The sequence below is a fragment of the Halorientalis sp. LT38 genome, assembly GCF_037031225.1.
Classification (GTDB): Archaea; Halobacteriota; Halobacteria; order Halobacteriales; family Haloarculaceae; genus Halorientalis; species Halorientalis halophila.
Window position 1 is genome coordinate 461,788 of record NZ_JAYEZN010000001.1, and the last position, 22,337, is coordinate 484,124.

The window sequence follows — 22,337 nt, forward strand, 5'->3', positions numbered from 1 at the left end:
GGTCGGCTCCGACCCGAGCCTATGGGTACGAATCACCAGAATCCGATAGAACGCCCGGCCGATCCGCCGGGGGATCCGTCGGACCTCGCCAGGGAGCCAGACGTGGCCGAGGACGAGTACGTCGAGCTGGCCGAAGCGCTCGACGAGGCCCTGTCTGGCGACGTTCGCTTCGACGAGTACGCACAGGTTCTGTACGCGACCGACGGGAGCATCTATCAGGCCCGTCCCGCCGGCGTCGTCTACCCGCGCGACATCGCCGACGTCCGTGCCGCGGTCCAGACGGCAGTCGAGCACGAGGTCCCGATCCTTCCCCGCGGTGCCGGGTCCTCGCTCGCCGGCCAGACGGTCGGACCGGGCTGTGTCGTCCTCGACATGTCCCGGCACATGGACGGACTGCTCGAGGTGGACCCCGACGAGCAGTGGGCGCGCATCCAGCCCGGCATCGTCCAGGACGACCTCGAAGACGAACTCACCGAACACGGCCTGAAGTTCGCGCCAGACCCGGCCTCCTCCGGGCGCGCGACGGTCGGCGGCGGGATCGGGAACAACTCGACCGGCGCCCACTCCGTCCGGTACGGCATCACCGACGCCTACACCGAGGAGGTCAAGGCGGTCCTGCCCGACGGATCGATGCTCCACGCACGCGAGATCGTTCTCGACAGCGAGGAGTACGAACAGATCGTCTCCCGCGACGACCGCGAAGCCGAGATCTATCGTACCGTGCGGGCGGCCGTCGAGGACAACCAGGAGGAGATCGACTCCCGCTATCCCGAACTCAAGCGCCGCGTCTCCGGGTACAACCTCGACCGGCTGATCTACGAGAACGAGGACGGCCAGGAGGTCATCAACCTCGCGAAACTCTACGTCGGCAGCGAAGGGACCCTCGGCGTCATCGTCGAGGCCAAGGTCGGCCTCGTCACCGTTCCCGAGGAGACCGCCCTCGCCCTCTACTGCTTCGAGGACCTCGTCGACGCGATGTCGGCCGTCCCCGAGGCGCTCGAATTCGAGGTCAGCGCCGTCGAGTTGATGGACGACGAGGTGTTCCGCCTCGCCGCCGAGTCCGACGGCTACAGCGAGTACGTCGAACCGATCCCCGAGGGGACGGCGGCGGCGCTCATGCTCGAGTTCGACTCCGAACTCGTCGACGACTTCGAAGGCGCCATCGCCGAGACCAACGACTACTTCGTCGACAACGGGGACGCCTTCGACGTCATCGAGGCCTACACGGACGAGGACCAGGCCGACATCTGGAAGCTCCGGAAGGCGGCGATCCCGCTGCTGATGAGCCTGCAGGGCGACCCCAAGCCCTACCCGTTCATCGAGGACGCGACCGTCCCGCCGGAGGAACTGGCCGAGTACGTCGTCGAGTTCGAGGAGGTGCTTGAGGACCACGACACCTCCGCGGCCTACTTCGCCCACGCCGGGAGCGGGACGCTCCACATCCGGCCCATCCTCAACCTGAAGACCGAGAACGACATCGAGAAGATGCACTCCATCACCGAGGACGTGACGGACCTCGTCCTCGACCACCACGGCGCCTTCTCCGGCGAACACGGCGACGGGATGGCCCGGACGGAGTTCAACCCGAAGATGTACGGAGAGGACCTCTGGACGGCCTTCAAGGAGGTCAAGACCGCCTTCGACCCCGACTGGTACATGCACCCGGGCAACGTCGTCTACCGGAAAAGTCCCTCGGACCCCGGCCCGGACAGCGACCGGGGCGTCGGTGCGGACATGCGCGAGAACCTCCGCTACGGCGCGCAGTACCAGTCGCTGGAACCGCAGACGAAACTCGACTTCGACGACGAGGGCGGGTTCTCCCACCTCGTCGAACTCTGTAACGGCTGTGGCACCTGTCGCGAGACCGGCTCCGACGTGATGTGTCCCACCTTCCGGGCCTCCCGCGAGGAGATCCAGGCCACCCGCGGCCGCGCGAACATGTTGCGAGCCGCGATCAGCGGCGAACTCCCCGAGGAAGAGATATACAGCGACCGCTTCCAGTCGGAGGTGCTCGACCTCTGTGTCGGCTGCAAGGGCTGTAAGTCCGACTGCCCGACCGGCGTCGACCTGGCGAAGCTCAAAGCCGAGGTCAAACACGACTACCACCAGGAGAAGGGCACGAGCATCCGCTCGCGGCTGTTCGGCAACATCGACACCGTGTCGGCCATCGGGAGCAAGCTCGCACCCCTCTCGAACGCCGCGCAGAACCTCCCCGGCTCGGGTCTGGTCGCCGAGAAGGTCATGGGCATCGCGCCCGAGCGCGACCTGCCGAAGTTCAGCGGTGAGACGCTCGAAGACTGGTTCGCCGCACGGGGCGGCGCACAGGTGCCCATGGACGAGGCCGAGGACACCGTGCTGCTCTTCCCGGACACGTTCACCAACTACAGCTACACCGAACCCGGGAAGGCCGCCATCGAGGTGCTGGAGGCCGCGGACGTCCACGTCCAGGTGCTCGACAGCGACGAGATCGCACCGAGCGGTCGCGCGGCCTTCTCGATGGGCCTGCTCGACGAGGCCCACGACCGGGCGCGGACCAACCTGGAGGCGCTCGGGCCGATGGTCGAGGACGGCTGGTCCGTCCTGTTCATCGAGCCCTCGGACGCCGTCATGTTCCAGGACGAGTACCTGGACCTGCTCGACGACGACCGCGTCGAGGACCTGGCGGTCTCGGCCTACGGCGTCTCCGAGTACCTGCACACCTTCGCCGTCTACGACCGGATGACCTTCGACGGAGCGAGCGACCACCTCGTCTACCACGGCCACTGTAACCAGAAGGCGCTGAACCGCGACTTCCACGCCGCGGCCGCGCTCCGCGAGGCCGGCTACGAGGTCGACCACCTCGATTCCTCGTGCTGTGGCATGGCCGGCTCCTTCGGCTACGAGGCCGAACACTACGAGCTCTCGAAGGCCATCGGCGAGATCCTCTACGACCAGATCGAGTCGAGCGACGGCGACACCGTCGTCGCGCCCGGTGCGTCCTGCCGCTCGCAGCTCTCGGACGAGGACTTCGAGGGCGAGCACCCGCCCCACCCCGTCGAGAAGGTCCGCGACGCGCTGGCCTGAGGGCGCTTTTTCGCCACTGACGCCCCGCCGCGGGGCGTCAAACCTTTGAGCCTCCCCGGATCGAAGCTTTCCTATGGAACTCCTGGGCGCCCAGGACTACTGGTACGTCCGGTTCCTGCTCCAGCGGGGCCTCGCCATTATCTACCTCGCTGCCTTCCTCGTCGCGGCCCGCCAGTTCCGGCCGCTGGCGGGCGAGGACGGCCTGCTCCCGATCGAGGAGTACGTCGAACACGCCACGTTCCGGGAGCGGCCGAGCATGTTCTACGTCGTTCCCTCGGATCGGGTGATCGGCGTCGCGGCGTGGGCCGGCGTCGGCCTCGCACTGTTGGCCCTGTTCGGCGTCCCCTACCTCCTTCCCGAGCCCTGGCCGATCGTCGCCTCGGTGGGCCTCTGGGCGGCGATGTGGGCGCTCTACCAGTCGTTCGTCAACGCCGGCCGGATATTCTACGGCTTCGGCTGGGAGTCGATGCTGCTCGAGACCGGCTTTCTCGCGATCTTCCTCGGCGCGGGATCGACGGGACCGCCGGTGCTCGTGATCTGGCTCGTCAAGTGGGTCCTCTTTCGCAACATGTTCGGCGCGGGGCTCATCAAGATCCGCGGCGACGACTGCTGGCGCGACCTGACCTGTCTCGATCATCACTACGAGACCCAGCCGATGCCCAACCCGCTGAGTCGGTTCGCCCACCACCTCCCCGACCGGTTCCACCGGGTCGAAGTGCTCGGGAACCACGTCGTCGAACTCGCGGTCCCCTTCCTCTACTTCGCACCCCAGCCCTACGCCGCGGTCGGCGGCGTCGCCACCATCGGCTTCCAGCTCTGGCTCATGCTGACCGGGAACTTCTCCTGGCTGAACGCCCTGACGATCGTCCAGGGGGTCGCGACGTTCAGCGACGGGGTGCTGACGAGACTGCTCCCGCTTCCCGAATCCGCGCCCGCGCCGACGCCGCTGCCGCTCTCGGTCGCGGCGGCCGGGCTCACCCTGCTCGTCCTCGCCATGAGCGTCCGGCCGGTCGTGAACGTGCTTTCCACCTCACAGGTGATGAACACGTCCTTCGACCCGCTCCACCTGGTCAACACCTACGGCGCCTTCGGCTCGATCACGAAGAACCGCTACCAATTGATCGTTGAAGGCACACGAGCCAGCGACCCCACCGAAGACGACTGGCAGCCCTACGAGTTCTACGGCCAGCCGGTCCGGACCGACGAGCGCCCGCCCCAGTGGGCGCCCTATCACCTCAGGCTGGACTGGCAGCTGTGGTTCGCGGCGATGCGACCGCGCCCCGGCCCGCGCCAGCGGTGGTTCACGGCCTTCCTGGCGGGACTCCTCGAAAACGATCCGGGCACGCTCTCGCTGATTCGGTGCAACCCGTTCCCGGATGCGCCCCCGGAACGGATCAGAGTGCGGCGATTCCGGTACGAGTTCACGACACCGGGGGAGCGCGCCGAGACCGGCGACTGGTGGACCAGGGAACTCGTCGGGACCTACGTCCAGCCCGTCTCGCGGTCGGATCTACGAGGCGGCATCGGTCGCCGGCGGATGCGGTGAGCCGCCGGGAACGGCGGTTCAGACGACCCGCCGGACCGCGGAGACGGCCCGACTGACGAGCGGCCGGTTGTTCGCGATCCGGCGGTACCCCCACTCCCGGGCGGACTCGTACGGGCCGACCCCGTCGAGTCGCTCGACGACGGGGCGGGCCGGTCGGCCCACGTCCGAGCGGACGAGCGCCTGCTCGATGGACGCCCCACAGGAGTAGACCCGGTCGTCGGTGACGAGGTGCGAGCACTCCTCGTAGTCGGCGGGGAGGCGCTCGCGGAGGTCGTCGTCCAGTTCGGAGAAGCCCACGATTTCGAGGTCCGACCGCGCGGCGACGAACTCCGCACTGTCGGTGCAGAACCCGCAGTCGTCGTCGTAGACGAGCGTCGCGTCGGCCATATTTCTCATTTGGCCCTCCAGCCACTAACGTTACCGCCCTCGACTGGCGGGGGCGGCGACCGTCACGCACATCTGGGACCGGAGTGGAGATTCGGTCATGGAGCGGTTCGCGCCCGTCACCATCGAGCGGTTCGTCCGGGCCGTCGTCGCCGGCGGTCTGGCCCTCGTCGCGGGACTGTGGCTGACCGCCCTGTTCGCGCGCGGGACGACCGTCTGGCTCCTCGGCCTGGTGCTGGTGCTTTGCGGCCTGCTCGGTCTCGGCTGGGGTATCCGGAGCGAACTCGACACCTGAGCGCGGCCCCGGATCGAGACGGGAGGGTTTTGCCTGCGCGGGAGCAACCGGGAGCCATGCCCGTGCCGAAATCCGAATTCGAAGATCTGCGGCCGCTCACGTTCCGCGATCCCGAGGAAGTGCTCGACCCCGACGAAATGTACACAGTCTACGAGATCGCCCGCCTCTTCCAGGGGCTCGACCCGGGGCAGGACCTCGACCCGACCACCGAGAACATCCTGCTCGACTGGACGATCCCGTGGGTGCTCGACAACGCCGAGTCGTTCGTCTTCGCCGAACCCGCCGACGACGCCGAACCCGGCCACTACGGCCTCGCGACCGGCGACGCTGGCGGCGACGAGTCCGGATCCACGGCCGACGAATGACGCTGCTCGTCGCGGGGTCGGACCGCGTCGACGCCGGCAAGACCACCTTCACCGTCGGCCTCCTCGACCGCCTCGACGCCGTCGGGTTCAAGCCGCGCGCCGGCAACGACCGCTGGTTCGACCACGACGACCACCGCCACGCCGTCGAGCAGGGCCGCCTGTTCGGCAAAGACGCGCGCCGACTGGTGGGAGCCGCACCGGAACCGCTCGACCCCGAGGACGTGAACCCGATCCACCGGCTCTGGCGTCCGTCACCGGGCCCCGGCGCGGGGCTGCTCGGCAAGACCGACCGCGAGTTCGTCGTCGATCGCGTCGCCGAGACCTACGTCGTCAACGACACCGTCGAGCTTCCCCCGGAGGTCCGCGAGCACCTCCCGGTCGAAGAAGCCGTCCGGGTCTCGTCGCTCGCCGAACTGAACGAGGTCATGGCGAACCTGCATCTCGTCGCCCTGGACGGCATCGGCCGTCGGATCGCCGAGCGGGAGCCTGCGGTTGTCGAGTCGTACAGTGACGTGGCCCTCCCGCTCCGCGAGTTCGAGCCAGACGCCGTGGCCGTCGTGGAACCGACTCGGGTGCGGGTCTACGATGGCCAACGATACGCCAAGGCCTGCGCCGTCGCCAGCGGTGGCCACGAGGAAGGCCAGCTCGAACAGCGGGTTCCGGCGGTCGTCGACCTGCTCGACCCCATCGCGTCCGTGTCGCTACCGGCACTCTCGAGCGAAGATCGGAAGGATCCCGCTGCGGTCGCGAGGGCGTACGATCAGGCCTACGACGAACTGCTCGCGGCAGTGGCGTGAGGAGCGGTTCGCTCCAACCTATCCCATCCGGGCGGCCTGCCCCGCGAGTTCGACGTCCTGGTAGGGGTTCGCGTCGACGCTGGGGCCGTGTCCCGTGTGCATGACGCCGAGGTCCTCGTCGATGACCGACAGGAGCCGGTCGATGCTGTCGATCAGCACCTCGCGATTCCCCTCCGCGAGATCCGTCCGGCCGAAGCCGCCGTTCGCGAAGACCAGATCGCCGGCGAACAGCGTGCTCGCGGATCGCGAGTAGAAGCAGAGGTGGTCCTCCTTGTGGCCGGGCGTGTGGACGGCCGTGTACTCGTGGTCGCCCAGTCTGACCGTCTCTTCGTCGGCGATGGCGTGGTCGACGCCCTGCTGGTCGGGGTCGAAGCCCCAGACATCGACGTCGAACTCGGTGACGACGTCCGGCAGGTTGCCGACGTGATCGGGGTGGGTGTGGGTCAATATCAGGGCGTCGAGGTCGTCGACGCGCTCGCGGGCGGCACCGACGACGTCGAACTCGTTGCCGGCGTCGACCAGAACGGTGCGGTCGCCCTCGACGAGGAAGACGTTGCTCGTGAACGCGCGGACCCCGCGCGCGAGGTTGGTGATCATGCCATCGGCTACAGCGACCGGCGGCTTTTGCGTGTCGCTTCCGGCCGGCCCTCGGTCGGACGGTGTGCAAGGCCGCGAACGGCGGCCCTGACCGGTATCGGGGTCGGCCGTCGACCCACAGGGCTATGTATGAGGAATGGTAAAAGCGTACAGGAGCGCAGATGACTGATTCAGCAGCACCTGTCGTACTCATCGTCGAGGACGAGCCGGACGTCGCCGAGACGTACAACCTCTGGCTCGCGGACGATTACGAGGTGCGGATCGCCGCGGACGGCGACGAGGGCCTCGAGCGCCTCGACGATGCGGTAGACGTGGTTCTGCTCGACCGGATGATGCCCGGGCTGTCGGGCGACGAGGTGCTGGAACGGATTCGGGAGCGGGAGTTGGACTGTCGGGTGGCGATGGTGACCGCCGTCGAACCCGACTTCGACATTCTGGAGATGGGGTTCGATGCCTATCTCAGCAAACCGATCAGGAGCGAGGAACTCTTAGAGACCGTCGAGACGCTCCTGGAACGGTCGACCTACGACCGCTTGCTCCAGCGATACTACGCACTGGTCGAAAAGCAGGCCACGCTCGAGACGGCAAAGAGCGGCGCGGAACTCGCAGCGAGCGACGAATACGAACAGTTACAGAACCGCATCGCCGATCTTCAGGAGCAACTCTCCAAGACGATGGGCGGCGTCGAGGACGACGCCGACTTCGTCGCCGCGATCCAGCGGATCGGCGGGAGTGAGGATCCGTAGCAACAATGTACGACTTATCAGGCGTTCTGGATACTGACGCAGTGTCTGCGGTTCGTCCGGGGACCAGCCTCCTCGTCGCCGGGCCCGCGATGACAGGCAAGGAGAACATCGCGATGCAGATCCTCGCCGACGGCTCACGGAACGGGGACGGCGCGCTGATCGTCTCGACCGGCGACAGCGCCGAGACCGTCGTGGAAGACTATCGCGACCGCGTCTCTGGCGTCTCGAACCTGCAACTCGGCGTCGTCGACTGCCGCGCCGAGAGCTCCGGCAGCGGCTTCGCCGACGGCGAGACCCCGCCCGGACTGTACGTCCACAAGGTCTCCTCGCCCGGCGACCTCACGGGCATCGGGATCGGGATCACGAAGTGCCTCGAATCGCTGCACAAGGCGGGCGCCGAACGGGGCCGCATGGCGCTCGTCTCCCTGTCGACGATGCTCACCTACACCAACCGGGAGACGGTGTTCAAGTTCTGTCACGTCCTCTCCTCGCGGCTCGACGCCGCGGACTACGTCGGCGTGTTCACCATCGACACCGGCGCCCACGACGATCAGACCATCCAGGTCATCAAACAGGCCTTCGACGGGATGATCGAGGTCCGCGAGGCCGACGACGGCCGCGAAGTCCGCGTCATGGGACTGGGCGACGGGCCCACCCCGTGGCAGGCCCTCTAGATCGGCGCACCGACCAGCACCAATCGCGCCAGGGCGTCGCTCTCGTTTCTGATCTGCCGTCGCTGGCCGGCGTCGATCCGGACCGCCTCGTTCTCGCCCAGTGTGATCGTCTCGTCGTCGAACTCGACGACCACTTCGCCGTCGACCACGCAGTAGATCTCCTCCTGGCCGTCCTCGCTGTGATCGTGTGGCTTGCCCTTCGCACCCGGTTCGAGCTGCATCACGGTCAGTCCCAGTTCCTCGGTGTCCAGCGCTTCCTTCAGGAACCACATCCCGCCGTACTCGCCGTCGATGACCGAGTCCACGTCGTCCGTCGAAGCCGTCTGGTAACCCATACCGGGCGTTCGGGGGCGATCGATTTCAATGCCCCGCCGGTGGCCGAGCGGGTGAATTTATCACCCTCCGCTTCGGCGTGAGGGTATGGAAGTCCGTCTGCTGGAAGCCACAGACGACCCCGAGCGCCTCGCCTGCAAAGCAGCGCGAAACGACTACATGGAGGAGTTCGTGGGAGATCTCTCCTTTGCCGAAATCATGGAGACCGTCGACGGGGAGACCACTGAGGAGAAGATGGAGACCCTGATCGGCCACCTCCTCGATCACGGCCATTACGGGCCCTTCGAACATCCCCAGGCCACGTTCGCGGTGAAGGGGATCAGCCGCTCGTGTATGGCCCAGATCACCCGGCACAGGCACGTATCATTCGATATCCAGTCGATGCGCTACGTCTCCTTCGACGACGTCGACCCCGCCGACGTCCGGGCCGGTGAGATGGTCGTCACGCCGCCCTCGGCCACCGACCCCGACTGGGTGGGCCGCAACCAGAACACCGGTCCGGTCGGCGAGGAGACCGCGCGCAAGCGCGAGGAGGTGTTCCGGGAGGCCGTCGGGGACGCCGTCGAGTCCTACCAGGAACTCCTCGACCTGGGGATGCCGCCGGAGGACGCCCGGTTCGTCCTGCCCATCGGGACCGAAGTGAACATGGTCATGTCGATGAACGTCCGGATGCTGATGCACGTGGCCGACATGCGGGCCGCCGCGGACGCCCAGTGGGAGATCAGGGAGTTGACCGAGGAGATCCTCGATCTGGCGGCCGAGTGGTGCCCGATCACCTTCGAGTACTACGAGGAGCACATGAAGAATCGGAAGAACCGGCTGGCGCCCTGACAGCGACCGGTGGTCGTTTAGGGGCGGAAGGCGCGACCTAACCGACCGACTGCGGGCCGGTCGTACCCTGTCAGACCCTCGCAGTTCGGGGCCAGACACAGTGTTTTTATGCGGTCCGAGGGATCTTTGTTCCACCGTATGTCTCGTCCGCTCTCGCTGGCGTTCGTCTGTGTCCTCCTCGTCGGGACGGTCCTCGGACAGGGTGTCGCCGCCGGATCGGTGGCAGCCGGGGACCCCGCCGACGATCCCGCGTCGGTCGCGCAGGCGGACCGCGATCGGGCGTTCGCGACGCTCCAGGAGTTCGACCGGACCCGGTTCGTCTTCACCGTCTACGAGAACGGGTCCGCACGCTGGACCGAGCGACACTTTCAGGGGCTGGCGAACGACACGGAACGCGAGTCGTTCCGCGAGTACGCGGACCGGTTCCGAACCACCGAGACGGACGCGTGGACGGACTTTCAGGTGCGGGCGTCCGAGCTGACAGCGGCGGGGGCGGACGCGACCGGTCGGAACATGACGGCCCGGAACTTCAACCGGACGGCGGGACTGAACAGCGTCGGTAACGGCGTCGTCGAGATGTCGTTCCTGTGGTCGAACTTCGCCGAGACCAGCGGCGACGAGGTCGTCGTGGGCGATATCTTCGAGGGCGGCGGCCCGTACATCAACGAGGACCAGGAACTCAGCGTGGTCGCCGGGCCCTCGCTGTCGGTCGTCGAGTCCGACTCGACCGACCCGGACCAGACAGCAACCCTCGACGGGCGCGACTCGCTGATCTGGTTCGGCCCGGAGTCGTTCCCCAGCGGACTGACGGCCGCGTTTGCGACCGGCGGCGACCCCGCGGACGGGCAAGCGGGCGGGGACGGAACGGGGACGACCGAGACGGACGGCGGTCCCCAGCAGGCGTCGACCGAGGGGATTGGCTTGCTGCCGCTCGTCCTGTTTGGAATCGTGATCGTCGCCATCGGGGCCGGGGCGGGCATCGCCTGGCGGACCGGAATGTTCGGGTCGACGAGTCAGCGGGACGACGACCCCGGAGCGGGCGGCGAGTCCGGCGTCGCTGCCGGCGCGGGGACGGTCGGCGACGCGGAGAGCGACTCGGGTGAGGGCGCAGCCGTGGCGGAAGAGGAGTTGCTGAGCGACGAAGACCGCGTCATCTCGCTGCTGGAGGAGAACGGCGGGCGGATGAAACAGGCGACCATCGTCGACGAGACCGGCTGGTCGAAGTCGAAGGTGAGTATGCTCCTGTCGGACATGGCCGAGGCCGAGGACATCAGCAAACTCCGGGTCGGTCGTGAGAACATCATCAGCCTGAAAGGCCACGAGCCGGACGCGGCCGGGTCGCCGTTCGACGACGAGTAACGCCGCACCGTACTCGCGGCCGTTCGTCGACGCGTCGGGCGGATCCCGCTAGCCTTCGTACTCGTACTCGCCGTCGTCGTCGGAGTCGTACTGGACGCGCACTTCCAGGTCCGGCAACGTGATCTGGTCCGTGGCGAGGTAGGTCGCGTGGATCTCGGCGTTGTCCATCACGATGCCGGGGTTATCGGTCTCGTCGATGGTGACGGTCTTGCCCTCGATCGGATCGCCGGGGGCCTCGATCAGGAAGGTCTCGTCAAGGTCCTCCGAGTCGCTGGCGCTCATTCGGAGGCCGTTGAACGTGCTGTCGGTCGCGTTCAGCCCCGGCGACTGGATGAAGATCTGATCGGTCTCGACGGTGCCACCGGACTCGATCGTGATCCGCATGTTGCCGTCCATCTGGTCGAACGTCACGTCGTCGAAGTCGATTCGCTTGACCAGTCGCATCCCCTCGATGCGGTTGGCCTGCAGTTCCATGACCGTCTGGGGCTGGTCCGACCCGGACTCCTCGACCACGTCGGGGTAGAGCACGAGGTCGTCGCCCTCGATCCTGTCCGCCTCGATGGTGAAGCCGCCGATGCCCGCGACGGGGACCGCGAGGGCTGTGCCGGTACTCAGAAAGAGCAATCCGATGACCGCGATCACACCGAGCGAAACGCCGGTACTCTTCGCCAGTAACGTTTTGTCGTACATGGTGTTCCCTTTCGTGGTTGGCTCACCGGCGACGCGCCGTCGCACTCGCCACCGTCCCGCCGGGCACCGCAGGTCCCGACGGTGACGGTCCGCCCCCAGGAACGAACGATCCCTCTACCGGTCGACTCGCCGTCGACCGTCCCGCGTCACAACCACCTGTAGCCGTACGAGAGATCCCGGGGAGAGTATTTTCGCGGACAACCGGCCGAACAGTAGGCGGGTAGCGACCCGACGGTCGGCCCTCACCCATCGATCGCCTACACCCCGTTACCGCCAGCGTACCCGTTCCTGGCGATTGGTCGCGGGTCGAGGCCCCGAACCGGAGACAGCCCGCAGCCGTGTGGTACGTGACCGGATGACGTTGTGTGCGGTGGCGGAGGAATCCGGCAAGCGGCGGGCCGTCTGTCGATTGGTAGGCCGGGCCACGGTGGTCCCAAAGCGGAACTGTTAAACACATCTCGCGGTTACGAGGGAATAGACGCGCCGAGGGCGTCACAGACGCCCGGAGCGTGGCGCTCCGATGGTGTAGTCCGGCCAATCATATTGCCCTCTCACGGCAATGACCAGGGTTCAAATCCCTGTCGGAGCATTGCAGCGAGCGTCACACTGTGACGCGAGCGAAACGCGCACGTCAGGGATTTGAATCACGCGAGACGAACGGAGTGAGTCTCGCCATCGGGTTCAAATCCCTGTCGGAGCATTTTGCTGCGAACAATTCGTGAGTAGCAAATGCGACTCAGCGGGATTTGAAGTAGAGAAATCGCAACCTGCGAGCGGTAGCGAGCAGGTCCGGTTTCGCGTGGTTCAAATCCCTGTCGGAGCACTTCTGTCGGTCACTGAGTGGCCCCAGATTCGACTCTCGACCCCTCGATAACCAGTTGCCTGATTATCACGTTCGCGGGGGCTTCATACACGTGTTATCACATGTGATCTTCGACCGGTCCGGGAGAATCTCTTTTGTAATCGCACGACTGCAGCGGGGCGGATCGTTCCCGAAAACTCTACGGTGGATTTATACTTTTGAAACGTAGAGTAACACAGATATGAGAGAGAGGGGAGTCGAGTTTCGGGGGGATCCACGCGGGATATCGAACCTCGTCGGGGTCGTTTTGCTGATCGGCATGGCGATCACGGGGGCGGTGCTGGTCGCGGTTATCGGCGCGTCCGCACTGAACGAGACCGAACAGGAGAGTCGAATGCAGGTGGCCGAGCAGTCGATGCAGGAGGTATCGTCGCAGTTTCACGAGTTGAAGGTCACCGGCGAAGGGGGACGGGCGTCGCTGACGCTCCCGGACGACACCAGCGGAGACATCTCGGTGGTGAACACGACGACCGTGACGCTCCTCGCGAACGGGAACGAGAGCTGTTCGAGCGGCCCCGTCCCGATGGGGACGGTCCTGTACGACAATCCCGAGGAGGGGATCGTGGGGTACGAGGCAGGGGGGATCTGGCGCCAGACCGACGACGGAAGCACGTGGATGGTCTCCTCGCCCGACGTGGAGTACCGGAACGGACGACTGGCGCTCCAGATCTCGGACATGCAGGGCTTCGTGTCCGGTAACGGAAAGGTCTCGGCGGCGGTCGACGAGCGAGAATCCGCCTGGGAGAGCGACAACATCAGCCGGGCGCTGTCCGTCAACCGCACGGCCGAAGAGTTGCGTAACGGCGTCGGGCCGGTTAGGGAGACCTGCGAGCCCAGCAACGTCGAGAACGTCACGGTCAGCATCCGGGGCAGTCAGTTCGCACGCGCGTGGTACAATTTCGCCACGCAGAACTTCGACGACCGACTGGTGACGGTAGAGCAGCGCTCGGTGATCGAGGCCGGCGACCCGATCAACATCACGTACCTGCTCGGCGAGCATCGCGATCCCGAGTACCAGATCACCGACGTCGACGCGCCCGCCTCGACCCGCGAGGGGACCGACATGACGATGGACGTGACCGTCGAGAACGTCGGTGATTTCAACGGGACCGCGCCGATCACGCTGTACAACGAGACCGGGGGAATCGCGCCCGTGGAACTCGCTACTACGAGCCAGCGTATCGTCGCTGGCACTAGCGAGACGGTGACGCTCACCGTGGAGGCGGCGGACTTGAACTCGGGCAGCGCGGGCGCGGCGAACTACACGACGAGAGTGGAGACACCCGACGACAACGTGCCGGTCGAGTTCGTCGTCGGGAGCGGCTCGCCTGCGGATCTGGGCATCCAATCGCTGAGTTCCCCGGCCGACGCGGAACTGGGGGACGACCGGGACCTGAGCGTGACCGTCGAAAACACGGGTGGAACGCCGGCCGGCGAAACCGTGCGGTTCTACTACGCGGACGAGTTCAAGGACGAAGCATACGTGTGGCTCGACGACGGTGACACGGAAACCCTCAGCTTCGACGTCCCGACGACCCGGGAGGGGGACATCCCGCTGAAGGTGAACTTCTCGAGCCCCAGCGAACCCGATCACGAGCGAACCACGACCATCACGATCGGCGACCTCCCGGACTTCGAACTCGAGAGCGCTACCGGACCGTTCCGGGTCACGCAGAACACCCCCTACGAGATCGACGCGACCGTCGAGAACGAAGGGTCGACGGAGGGGACGCGTCCAGTCGAGATCGAAGTCCGGAACGCCTCGAATCCGGGCGATACGGTCTACACCGACATCCGACCGCTGACCCTCACCCCACACGAGACCCGGACGATCACGTTCCGCAACGACAGCGGCATCGCAGCGCCGGGTCTCTACGAGTACGTCGTCGAAACCGACGGTGACACGGAGACCGGGACGTTCAGGGTCGGATCGATCGCCGAACCGTTCTTCGTGACGACGCAGGCCACGACCGACCGCTCGGTCGTCCAGGAGGATGGCAGCTTCAATATCACAGGCGCGGTCCAGAACGCGGGCGGCACGAACGGGACCCAAGAGGTGACGGTGTCGTTCGAGGGCAGCGAGATCGGCTCCGAATCGATCACGCTCACGCCCGGTGAAGCCGCAAACGTCGGACCGTTCAGGAAGTCGCTCGCCGGCTCGGCGCCGGGGACGTACGAGTACACGATCGAGAGCGAAAACACCTCGGTGTCCGGACAGATCCTGGTGGTCGAGGAGTTCGACGGCGACTTCGACAGCGGCGACTCCACGATCGCGATCAACCAGAGCATCACGGCCCGGCTGACCGTCCTGGGAACCGAACTGAGCGGGATCGCGGAGGCGGAGCACTGTGAAACGAGGGGCAACTGGTGGGACGGATATTACGAGGTCTGTGAACCGGGGGAAATCATCCGCGCCCCGGTCGAGATGGCAATCTACACCGACAATGCGACCGCGCCGGACACCTACCACCGCGTCTGGGGCGACAAGGACCTGAACACGCCGCAGACGCGGCGCGATCAGATCGACGGCGGGGACTACCTGAGCAAGGAGATCACGGTGACGGCGACCGAGGACTCCCCCACGAACGTCTCCGTCTTCGCCGAGTCGTTCACGTGCGATCACTTCGACGGGACGGGCCTCACCCGCCAGGTCGACGGATACGGCGAACTCGAGGGGATGAAGTGCGACGATCCGGACCCTGACTCACGGATCGACATCAACCAGGACGAGAACCCATCGAACCTCGTCATCCGCGAGGACGGTGAGACGGTCCCCGCGTTCGGGCAGGCCGGTGCAGAGCAGCGCGACGTCCGGGAGATCCTGGGCGACCGCATCACCGACGAGGGCGTCCTGCAACTCGAGGACGACCAGCTCGCACTGTTCTACGAGCTCTCGCAGGAGAACGCCGATCCCGACGACGCGATGGGCACGAACGACGACCCGGACTACAACGACGCAGTCGTGCTGTTCGAAGTCGTCGCCGAGAACCACACCCCCAGCGTCCCGGGCCTATCGGACGTCGTGATCAACGACACGACCGGGCCGGCCACGGTGAATCCCCCTTACGACGACTCCTTCGAGGTCGAGGTCTGGAACCGCGGCGGTGACGAGGTCGACGACGCGGTGAACCTTGCGGTCGACGGCTCCGAGCGGGCCAGCGTCGACGTCTCCCTCGACGGCAGGGAGAGCAAGTGGGTCGAAGTCGACGTTCCGAGCGGCCTCAGTTCGGGGAACCACGAGATCGAGTTCAGCGTCGACAGCGACGAGAACGAGACCGCCACGCGCAACCTCTACGTCGGCGAGGCCACCGGGCCGTACTTCCTGCCGAACGTCGAGTACTACGACGAAATCGTCCGCCCCGGCGAGTTGGCCGAAGTCAGAGCGCACGTGACCAACGTCGGCGACAACCAGAGCACGCAGGACGTGACCGCGAACGTCGTCGGGGTTTCGGGCGATCTCGACATCGGCGACGTCGTCGATCCGGACCAGGAGTGGTCGGACCTCACGCTCGGCTCTGGATCGGACGACATCCACTCCTTCGCCTTCGAGTCCAGCGCCGAGGGGCAGATGACCATCGAGGTGGCCACCGAGAACGCGTCCACGCGGGTCAACGTAACCGTCATGGACCCACGGCTCGAGATCGAGCGCGCGATCGTCGGCGACCAGACCTACCGCGAGGGCGATACGATCGTCAGCTCGAACCTCGAGTCGCTGACCGCGGACGTGTCGAACCCCGCGGCGATCAGCCGGTCCGGGAACGTGGAGCTGTACATGCGCGAGAGCGACAGCGGGGCGTCGTTCACGCACATCGACACCTCCAGCGACGTGACCCTGAACGGTAATCGAACGCTCGTGAAACTGGATCTCACCGGGGCCAATCCCCCGCTCGGACCGGACGTCAACAGCCAGACGGGGCTCTACGACTACGAACTCAGGACGGACCCGGACGGCGTGTCGGGCACCGACGACGTCCAGTCGGGCGAGATCCAGATCATCACCCCGGAGGACTCGACCACCTCGACGGACCCTGACTACATCACGGTCGACATGAACCAGATAGAACTCAGCTGAGCCTGGGCGGCCCCTGACCAGTCCGGGGACCCGCTTCGACTCCGTCCGGCTTTTCGTCGGACGGTGACCACTTCGGACAGCGACACCGCTGCGTCACTAGGGGACGTATAGATCGCGAGTGGCTCCGACCTGCTTCCCCTCCTGATGGCCGCCGTTCGACGGGCCCGAGATCGTCGCGCGACGACAGACGGAGGGGACATCGACAGGCGGACTCGGACGCAGCCGTGCGTTCGATCGAGTCCCTCGCGAGTACCGAGCGCCGACTCAGAGCAGCGTCCGGAGTTCGATCGTCGTCCGTCGGACGTACCCGCGTTCGAGACCGCCGCCGTCCCCTTCACAGGAGTACTCACCGCCGCCCTCGTCGGTCCAGCCCTCGCGCTCGAAGTATCGGCTCCAGGAGTCGGGGACCGCCGTGTCCGAGACGTCGACGGTCACCGTCTCGACGTTCGACGGGTTCCCTTCCGGGAGGTGAAGGCCGGTGTTGCTCGAATCGCGTTCGCCGAACAGTTCGAGGTTCCCCCCGGTGGAGACGCTGATGTCGCCGTCGAGTCGCGGTACCGAGACGAGTGCGGCAGCGTCGGAACAGTCGAAAACGGGCGGGTGCGTCATGACGAACCCCTGTCGCTCGTCCCGGATGACCGCGCCGCCCTCGTAGACGAGGCGAGTATCCCCCGACGACGGCTGGTACACCAGCGCGTTGACGTCGATCGTATCGGACTCGGGGGACCGCGAGGCGAACTCCACCGTGAACGTCATCGAGGAGTCGACGAGATCGATCTGACCCCCGTCGACGCCGATCTCGACAGACCGGCCCGGGACGTTCTTCCGGTGGATGTCCTCCATCGTCTCGGCGACCCCGCGCATCGACCGCTCACCGCTGTTCACCTGCTCGTTCTCCCGCAGGTCGCCCAGCGCACCGACGCCGCCGATGTAGACGATGGTAACGCCCGAGATGATGATCCCGAACGTCAGCACGAAGGCGACGACGTCGGAGACGGCCCGGTCGGAGATCGTGCGTGGTTCTGTCATGGTTATCGGTCGGTTGGTTCGATGGTGAGACAGTCCGCGTCCGGGTCGTAGACGACGCGGAGCGGGCCGCTCGTGAGTTCGCGCTCGCAGATATCTGACTCTGCCCGGAACTCGACGGGAACGGTGACGTCCGTCACCGACATGTTCACGAACAGCGCCGCCCGGTCACCCGACCGATCGACGAGTTCGACGTCGTAGCTGTGGCCGGCGATGTGGTTGGGAATCGACGCGGCCGAGGCGACTTCGCCGCCCCTGCTTCGCGTGGCGAGCCGATCGACGCTCTTCAGTTCGTTCGTGACGCTCTCGGCGACGTTCTGGAGTCCCTGACTGGCGACGCGTTGCTGCTGTCGTTCGAGCATCCCGCCGGCGCCAACTAGCAGGCCCGTGATGAGCAGTGCCGTGATTCCGAGCGTCAGCGTGTGCGTGATCGCCACCGACGCGCCGCGGGTGTCGTTTCGGAATCCCATGATTCACCTCACCCCCGACTCGTTCAGCAGGATCGTTCGGTCGTACGTGACCTCCTGTCGCTGGTAGTAGATCTCGATGGCGGGGCTGACGACCGTGTTCAGCGTCTCCGGCTGCGAGCCGATGCCCGCCGACGGATCGCCGTCCGTCGAGATCGTATACGTGCCGGTCAGCGCCGTGCCACCGCCGGAGACCGTATTCTCGAACCCGATGTCGTACTGCGGATCGACGCCCTCGGCGAAGACGACCGATTCGCTGCCACCGACCGTGAGCCGGCCGCTGTCCTGTAGCTCCAGGTCGAAACTCGGGTCGAACACGCCGACGCGCGAGGTTCCACCCGGCGATTCCTCGTGGACGACGACGGACCCGTTGGGCTGCGTGTCCATGCGCAGCCGCCACGTCTCAGCGCCGTTGTCCACGACGATGCTCGTCTCCGGAGAGGCACCTGTCCCCGGATTCTCGACGGTGAGCTGGAAATCCGTGACCGCGTCCGCGTCCTCGACGATCGTCGGGTTCGCTTCGCAACTGCCCCCCGTCTCGAGCGTGAACCGGGGGTACGGTGTGGACCTGTCGCAGGCCCCCTGATTCGTGCTCTGAGTCTGCCAGATGGTCGTTCCGTTGATCGATTCCGCGCCGTCGAAGGTGACGTTCGTGTAGACGATGCCGTTGTCGAAGGTCAGGTTCGTGTGGTGACGGCTGTAAAGCGAAATGTTCCGACGGAGCGCCGGGGCGAAGTCGCCGGAACCGTCCCGGGTGTCCATCCTGACCTCCCGGGCCAGCGCGTTGAGGTCCGACTCGATCATGCCGATCGTTCGCTCCGCGTCGGCGAGCGCGTCGTCGTTGTCGCGCGCCCCGATGCTATCGTCGAACATCATCCCGTTGACCATGACGACGACGCCGACGATCACGAGCGCGATGGCGACGCTGCCGACCAGGAGCAACTGCCCGCGGTCGTCGGCGTCGATCGGGGTCACCATACGACCAGCCGCACCTCCACGACGTTGTACAGCGGCGAACTCTCGTTGACGTCGTCCATGAAGTACGCTGACCCGGCGCCTTCGACCGTCGAGCCGGTCGACCCACACTTCCGCGGCGGGCTCTGCGTCCGGTCGAGGATCCGGGTCCGGTCGTCGTCGTAGACGGTCAGCGTCCGGGTCGCCACCGCCGCCGAATCGGTCGGCGCGATGACGCCGCTGGTCGGATCGCTGTCGCCCGACGTGATCGAGATGGTCTCCCGGGAGCCGTCGGGCGTCAGATACGTGAAGTAGACGTCATAGTTGCGGCCCTGCCGGTCGAACGTCTGGTTCAGCATCCGCTCGAAGGTGGTCGACCCCGCGTCGACCTCGGCCCCGGAAAATACGGTCTCGGTCCCGTAAGTGCACCTGACGACGCGACCGAGCGTCCCGTTCTGCGCGGCCAGATCGAGCATATCCTCGGCGCGTTGCTCCATGTCGGCCGACTGCTGGGTCGTGTCGCTCGTCCAGGGGCCGAAGTCGACCACCTGGAGGCCGTACAGCAGCGCGCTCACGACGAGGATGGCACCGATGACCCCCTCGAGCGTGTACGCCTGGCCCCGTCCGTCCGTCGTGTCCCCGTTCATACTTTCGTCTCTCCAGTATCACCAGACCCGGACCACCAGCCAGCAGGTCGGATTACAGTGGTGGGCGCCGTCCGCGTCGAAGCGAACGACCCGCGTCGACGTCGCGACCGACTGGCCCAGGTTCGGTTCCGATCCGTAGGAGTGGCGGCCCTCGTCGTCGTCGATGGGCGTCGGCGGCCCGGTGGCGTTCAGTTCCGAACTGTTGACGAGCACGACGTTCACGAACGGGCGGCCGACGCTGGCCGACACGGAGTTCAGGCCCGTCCGCTCGCGGAACTGGTTCCACCCCGCGTCGGAGCGCAGTTCGTCGTGGATGCCACCGGTGCCGTTGTAGTCGAGCGTCTGCTCGCTCCCGTCGACGGCGTAGGCGTCCACGAGGTAGGTGGCCGCGCGATCGGCCTGTGACTGCTCGACACCGCCGACTCCCATCCCCGTGGAGCCGAACACCCCCGGCACGTAGCCGAAGATGAAGAGCACGGTGAGAAGCAGGATGCTCACCCCCGCGAGATAGTCATGCGTCGTTTGCCCCCGCCCGTTCATGCGTTCTTACCCCCACACGTTCATGCGTTCGTGGCCGCCTGCGTTCGTATCTTGCTTACCCCACTGCCATCCAGGTGACCAGCGCGATGGTCGGCAGTATGACGGCGAACTTCACCCCCGAGATCAGGTCGACTTCGCGGATGTACCCCGCGATGAACGACGACAGGACCGCCTGCAGCGTCACCGCGTGGAAGAACAGCACGGACAGCAGGCCGGTGTCGACGTTCGAGCCGAACTGGCCGCCGCCGGCCGCCGCCGAACTTCCCCCACCGCTGCCGACCTGATTCGCCAGGCCGGACATGACGTCCAGGAACTGCGTCTTCAGCAGCGCCATCACGCCCAGCAGCGTCAGGTAGGTCATGATGATGATGACCACCTGCATCCGAGTTCGGGACTTCCGATCGCGGTCGATGTCGTCCTGATTCTCCGAGGCCTGTGCCGCCGTCGTCAGCACGTCCTCGATCTGACTCGATGCTTCTTGTGCTTTACTGATAAGTTTGACTGTTCGCGCCAGCCGTGGGATGTGGTACTTGTTGTTGAACTCCCGCAGCGCGTCCTTGAGGTTGGTCCCGTAGTTGACCTTCGCGTACATCGTCTCGAACTCGTCTGCGAGTTTCCCCGAGGAGGTCTCGGAGACGACGCTCATCGATTCGAGCAGCGTCATCCCGGTGTCGTTGGCGCTCGAGAGCTTCCGGAGGTTCTCCGAGAGGTGGCCGACGACGCCCCGGCGTGCGCGGACGTTCCACTCGTAGAAGATCATCAGCGGGACGAAGTTGATGTACAGCGGGACGTAGAACCAGAAGAACGTGCTCCCGACCGGGTTGGCGACGAACCCCTCGGTCGAGAGCGGCGCGACGCCGTAGAGCACTCCCAGCACCAGCGCGATGATCGAGAAGGGCACCGTCAGCGCCAGCACGACCGTCGGGTTGTCCCGGAAGAAGATGTGTGGCTTCCGGACGATCTCGCTCAGCTCGTAGGAGCGCTCCCGGCCCTTGATCTTCTCGAAGACGCCGTAGTCACCGGTGTACTTCTCGACGAGGCCGAGGTTCAGCACGTCGAGCCCTTCGCGCACGACCACGTCTTCCCGGCCACCCTCCGGCCGGAGGTAGCCGTCGCCGATCTCGTCCTGGGTGACCGTCGAGACCAGCACCAGGAAGCCGACCCCCGTCAGCGGAATCAGCCCGTAAACGGTTCCCAGAAGCAGGAACTGCTGGGAGTCACCCATCATCGACATGATGACGAGGATGATGATGAGCAGCAGTGGGAACAGCGAGAGGGTCATGTACATCTCGCCGAACAGCTCCATCGTCTCGAGGACCTGCTCCTGTTCCTGCTTTGCCGTCCGCATGTGTTTCTCCTTCTGGTCCTCTAGAAATCCGGTCATGTCACCCCCGGAGTCGACGATCGAGAGCATGTCCGTCAGGAACTGCGCGAGTTCGTCGCTGGGCGTCTGGAGCGCCTGGTTGCGGATCGCCGTCCGGTAGTCCGTGTCGAAGTACTCGGTCTCGAGGACGATCGACTGGAACTCCTTGGAGACCTCGCCGTAGGTGTCGTCGGCCCGGGCCATCGCCTGCAGGATCTCCAGTTGGTTCAGGCCCCCGACCGACAGCGCGTACATGAAGGAGATAGAGTCCGATAGGAGGACGTTGATCTCGCGTTTGCGCGCGCCCGCCCGGAAGTACGGGATCGACACCATCGATCCGAAGCCGATGCCGAAGCCGATCAGGCCGAAGACGATGCCGGTGACGAACACCAGGAACGGGATCTTGAGTTGCAGCAGGATCGGCGGGATCTGGCTCTCGGAGAGGCCGAGCAACACCGGCGCTTCCGAGAGGAATAGCGCGAAGATCAGATAGCCCAGTAGCGAGCCGACGATCCACAGCGTCAGGCCGGCGAGGGCGCCGACGCCCAGCGCCCGGGAGAGGAACAACTCGACGTTCTGTGGCATCCGCGCCTGGGCGAGTTTGTTCCCGACGCCGTTGACGAAGTCGCCCTCGTCGTCGAACAGGGACTCGTAGAGTGGGTAGAACGTGTCGCCGAGCGTGCTGGTGCTCCCGACCGTGTTCCCCTCGCGCGTGTCGAGACTCAT

General features: G+C 66.0%; 20 protein-coding genes and 1 tRNA gene. 11 read left to right on the top strand and 10 right to left on the bottom strand.

The window, feature by feature from the left end; translation table 11 throughout:
• Positions 1-21: 21 nt before the first annotated feature.
• On the top strand, positions 22-3,063 hold the full coding sequence (locus U5918_RS02485; RefSeq protein WP_335999226.1) for an FAD-binding and (Fe-S)-binding domain-containing protein: 3,042 nt from the start codon (positions 22-24) through the stop codon (positions 3,061-3,063).
• A 73-nt stretch (positions 3,064-3,136) separates the two neighbouring features.
• Entirely contained in the window at positions 3,137-4,609 is a 1,473-nt protein-coding gene (locus U5918_RS02490) for a lipase maturation factor family protein (RefSeq protein ID WP_335999227.1), read from the top strand.
• A gap of 18 nt (positions 4,610-4,627) precedes the next feature.
• Here U5918_RS02490 and U5918_RS02495 read toward each other — a convergent pair whose 3' ends face one another.
• On the bottom strand, positions 4,628-4,996 hold the full coding sequence (locus U5918_RS02495) for a DCC1-like thiol-disulfide oxidoreductase family protein (protein WP_335999228.1): 369 nt from the start codon (positions 4,994-4,996) through the stop codon (positions 4,628-4,630).
• Positions 4,997-5,093: 97 nt separating this feature from the next.
• Between U5918_RS02495 and U5918_RS02500 the strand changes: the two genes are divergently transcribed.
• Genes U5918_RS02500 through U5918_RS02510 form a run of 3 tightly spaced genes read left to right on the top strand, consistent with a single transcriptional unit; the run spans position 5,094 to position 6,450 of the window.
• Entirely contained in the window at positions 5,094-5,288 is a 195-nt protein-coding gene (locus U5918_RS02500) for a hypothetical protein (protein WP_335999229.1), read from the top strand.
• A 56-nt stretch (positions 5,289-5,344) separates the two neighbouring features.
• Complete coding sequence (locus U5918_RS02505) at positions 5,345-5,653, top strand: DUF5827 family protein (RefSeq protein WP_335999231.1); 309 nt, start codon at positions 5,345-5,347, stop codon at positions 5,651-5,653.
• Positions 5,650-6,450 carry an ATPase gene (locus tag U5918_RS02510; protein ID WP_335999232.1) on the top strand — a complete coding sequence of 267 codons (801 nt, stop codon included), beginning with the start codon at positions 5,650-5,652 and terminating at the stop codon, positions 6,448-6,450. Before U5918_RS02505 ends, U5918_RS02510 begins: the two co-directional genes overlap by 4 nt.
• Positions 6,451-6,468: 18 nt before the next feature.
• Here the strand turns inward: U5918_RS02510 and U5918_RS02515 are convergent, their stop codons facing one another.
• Complete coding sequence (locus U5918_RS02515) at positions 6,469-7,047, bottom strand: MBL fold metallo-hydrolase (protein WP_335999233.1); 579 nt, start codon at positions 7,045-7,047, stop codon at positions 6,469-6,471.
• A 161-nt stretch (positions 7,048-7,208) separates the two neighbouring features.
• Here U5918_RS02515 and U5918_RS02520 point away from each other — a divergent pair, with 161 nt between their 5' ends.
• Together U5918_RS02520 and U5918_RS02525 are read left to right on the top strand one after the other, a co-directional pair.
• The gene (locus U5918_RS02520; RefSeq protein WP_335999235.1) at positions 7,209-7,793 is read left to right on the top strand and encodes a HalX domain-containing protein; all 585 of its coding nucleotides are present in this window, start codon (positions 7,209-7,211) and stop codon (positions 7,791-7,793) included.
• 5 nt (positions 7,794-7,798) lie between these two features.
• Complete coding sequence (locus U5918_RS02525; RefSeq protein ID WP_335999236.1) at positions 7,799-8,467, top strand: RAD55 family ATPase; 669 nt, start codon at positions 7,799-7,801, stop codon at positions 8,465-8,467.
• Here U5918_RS02525 and U5918_RS02530 read toward each other — a convergent pair.
• Positions 8,464-8,802 carry a cupin domain-containing protein gene (locus U5918_RS02530; RefSeq protein ID WP_335999238.1) on the bottom strand — a complete coding sequence of 113 codons (339 nt, stop codon included), beginning with the start codon at positions 8,800-8,802 and terminating at the stop codon, positions 8,464-8,466. The two genes, U5918_RS02525 and U5918_RS02530, sit on opposite strands and share 4 nt — an antisense overlap.
• A gap of 85 nt (positions 8,803-8,887) precedes the next feature.
• On the opposite strand from U5918_RS02530, the gene thyX reads away from it, so the two are divergent.
• Positions 8,888-9,631: an FAD-dependent thymidylate synthase gene (gene thyX, locus U5918_RS02535; RefSeq protein ID WP_335999239.1), complete on the top strand. Its 744-nt coding sequence runs from the start codon at positions 8,888-8,890 to the stop codon at positions 9,629-9,631.
• A gap of 138 nt (positions 9,632-9,769) precedes the next feature.
• Positions 9,770-10,990 carry a helix-turn-helix transcriptional regulator gene (locus U5918_RS02540; protein WP_335999241.1) on the top strand — a complete coding sequence of 407 codons (1,221 nt, stop codon included), beginning with the start codon at positions 9,770-9,772 and terminating at the stop codon, positions 10,988-10,990.
• A gap of 48 nt (positions 10,991-11,038) precedes the next feature.
• On the opposite strand, the gene U5918_RS02545 is transcribed toward U5918_RS02540, so the two are convergent.
• Positions 11,039-11,680, bottom strand: a complete 642-nt coding sequence (locus tag U5918_RS02545) for a DUF6230 family protein (RefSeq protein WP_335999242.1) — start codon at positions 11,678-11,680, stop codon at positions 11,039-11,041.
• Between the two features lie 514 nt (positions 11,681-12,194).
• On the opposite strand from U5918_RS02545, the gene U5918_RS02550 reads away from it, so the two are divergent.
• A tRNA-Glu gene (locus tag U5918_RS02550) sits at positions 12,195-12,269 on the top strand.
• Between the two features lie 454 nt (positions 12,270-12,723).
• Positions 12,724-16,614 (top strand): DUF7289 family protein, encoded by a 3,891-nt coding sequence (locus U5918_RS02555; RefSeq protein WP_335999243.1) that lies wholly within the window; start codon positions 12,724-12,726, stop codon positions 16,612-16,614.
• A 264-nt stretch (positions 16,615-16,878) separates the two neighbouring features.
• Here the strand turns inward: U5918_RS02555 and U5918_RS02560 are convergent, their stop codons facing one another.
• The 6 genes from U5918_RS02560 to U5918_RS02585 are packed head-to-tail and all read right to left on the bottom strand — an operon-like array spanning position 16,879 to position 22,337.
• Positions 16,879-17,643 (bottom strand): DUF7289 family protein, encoded by a 765-nt coding sequence (locus U5918_RS02560; RefSeq protein WP_335999244.1) that lies wholly within the window; start codon positions 17,641-17,643, stop codon positions 16,879-16,881.
• 2 nt (positions 17,644-17,645) lie between these two features.
• Positions 17,646-18,110, bottom strand: coding sequence for a DUF7266 family protein (locus U5918_RS02565; RefSeq protein WP_335999245.1), 465 nt, complete (start codon positions 18,108-18,110; stop codon positions 17,646-17,648).
• A 3-nt stretch (positions 18,111-18,113) separates the two neighbouring features.
• The gene (locus tag U5918_RS02570; RefSeq protein ID WP_335999247.1) at positions 18,114-19,085 is read right to left on the bottom strand and encodes a DUF7261 family protein; all 972 of its coding nucleotides are present in this window, start codon (positions 19,083-19,085) and stop codon (positions 18,114-18,116) included.
• The gene (locus U5918_RS02575; RefSeq protein WP_335999248.1) at positions 19,079-19,708 is read right to left on the bottom strand and encodes a DUF7288 family protein; all 630 of its coding nucleotides are present in this window, start codon (positions 19,706-19,708) and stop codon (positions 19,079-19,081) included. Before U5918_RS02575 ends, U5918_RS02570 begins: the two co-directional genes overlap by 7 nt.
• Positions 19,709-19,726: 18 nt before the next feature.
• Positions 19,727-20,248 carry a DUF7287 family protein gene (locus U5918_RS02580; RefSeq protein WP_335999249.1) on the bottom strand — a complete coding sequence of 174 codons (522 nt, stop codon included), beginning with the start codon at positions 20,246-20,248 and terminating at the stop codon, positions 19,727-19,729.
• A 55-nt stretch (positions 20,249-20,303) separates the two neighbouring features.
• Positions 20,304-22,337: a type II secretion system F family protein gene (locus tag U5918_RS02585; RefSeq protein ID WP_335999250.1), complete on the bottom strand. Its 2,034-nt coding sequence runs from the start codon at positions 22,335-22,337 to the stop codon at positions 20,304-20,306.

Bases quoted from the DNA above. Each gene is read 5' to 3' on its own strand.
- U5918_RS02485 (WP_335999226.1), top strand. From the start codon at position 22: ATGGGTACGAATCACCAGAATCCGATAGAACGCCCGGCCGATCCGCCG.
- U5918_RS02490 (WP_335999227.1), top strand. From the start codon at position 3,137: ATGGAACTCCTGGGCGCCCAGGACTACTGGTACGTCCGGTTCCTGCTC.
- U5918_RS02495 (WP_335999228.1), bottom strand. From the start codon at position 4,996: ATGGCCGACGCGACGCTCGTCTACGACGACGACTGCGGGTTCTGCACC.
- U5918_RS02500 (WP_335999229.1), top strand. From the start codon at position 5,094: ATGGAGCGGTTCGCGCCCGTCACCATCGAGCGGTTCGTCCGGGCCGTC.
- U5918_RS02505 (WP_335999231.1), top strand. From the start codon at position 5,345: ATGCCCGTGCCGAAATCCGAATTCGAAGATCTGCGGCCGCTCACGTTC.
- U5918_RS02510 (WP_335999232.1), top strand. From the start codon at position 5,650: ATGACGCTGCTCGTCGCGGGGTCGGACCGCGTCGACGCCGGCAAGACC.
- U5918_RS02515 (WP_335999233.1), bottom strand. From the start codon at position 7,047: ATGATCACCAACCTCGCGCGCGGGGTCCGCGCGTTCACGAGCAACGTC.
- U5918_RS02520 (WP_335999235.1), top strand. From the start codon at position 7,209: ATGACTGATTCAGCAGCACCTGTCGTACTCATCGTCGAGGACGAGCCG.
- U5918_RS02525 (WP_335999236.1), top strand. From the start codon at position 7,799: ATGTACGACTTATCAGGCGTTCTGGATACTGACGCAGTGTCTGCGGTT.
- U5918_RS02530 (WP_335999238.1), bottom strand. From the start codon at position 8,802: ATGGGTTACCAGACGGCTTCGACGGACGACGTGGACTCGGTCATCGAC.
- thyX (WP_335999239.1), top strand. From the start codon at position 8,888: ATGGAAGTCCGTCTGCTGGAAGCCACAGACGACCCCGAGCGCCTCGCC.
- U5918_RS02540 (WP_335999241.1), top strand. From the start codon at position 9,770: ATGTCTCGTCCGCTCTCGCTGGCGTTCGTCTGTGTCCTCCTCGTCGGG.
- U5918_RS02545 (WP_335999242.1), bottom strand. From the start codon at position 11,680: ATGTACGACAAAACGTTACTGGCGAAGAGTACCGGCGTTTCGCTCGGT.
- U5918_RS02555 (WP_335999243.1), top strand. From the start codon at position 12,724: ATGAGAGAGAGGGGAGTCGAGTTTCGGGGGGATCCACGCGGGATATCG.
- U5918_RS02560 (WP_335999244.1), bottom strand. From the start codon at position 17,643: ATGACAGAACCACGCACGATCTCCGACCGGGCCGTCTCCGACGTCGTC.
- U5918_RS02565 (WP_335999245.1), bottom strand. From the start codon at position 18,110: ATGGGATTCCGAAACGACACCCGCGGCGCGTCGGTGGCGATCACGCAC.
- U5918_RS02570 (WP_335999247.1), bottom strand. From the start codon at position 19,085: ATGGTGACCCCGATCGACGCCGACGACCGCGGGCAGTTGCTCCTGGTC.
- U5918_RS02575 (WP_335999248.1), bottom strand. From the start codon at position 19,708: ATGAACGGGGACACGACGGACGGACGGGGCCAGGCGTACACGCTCGAG.
- U5918_RS02580 (WP_335999249.1), bottom strand. From the start codon at position 20,248: ATGAACGGGCGGGGGCAAACGACGCATGACTATCTCGCGGGGGTGAGC.
- U5918_RS02585 (WP_335999250.1), bottom strand. From the start codon at position 22,337: ATGAGTCTCGACACGCGCGAGGGGAACACGGTCGGGAGCACCAGCACG.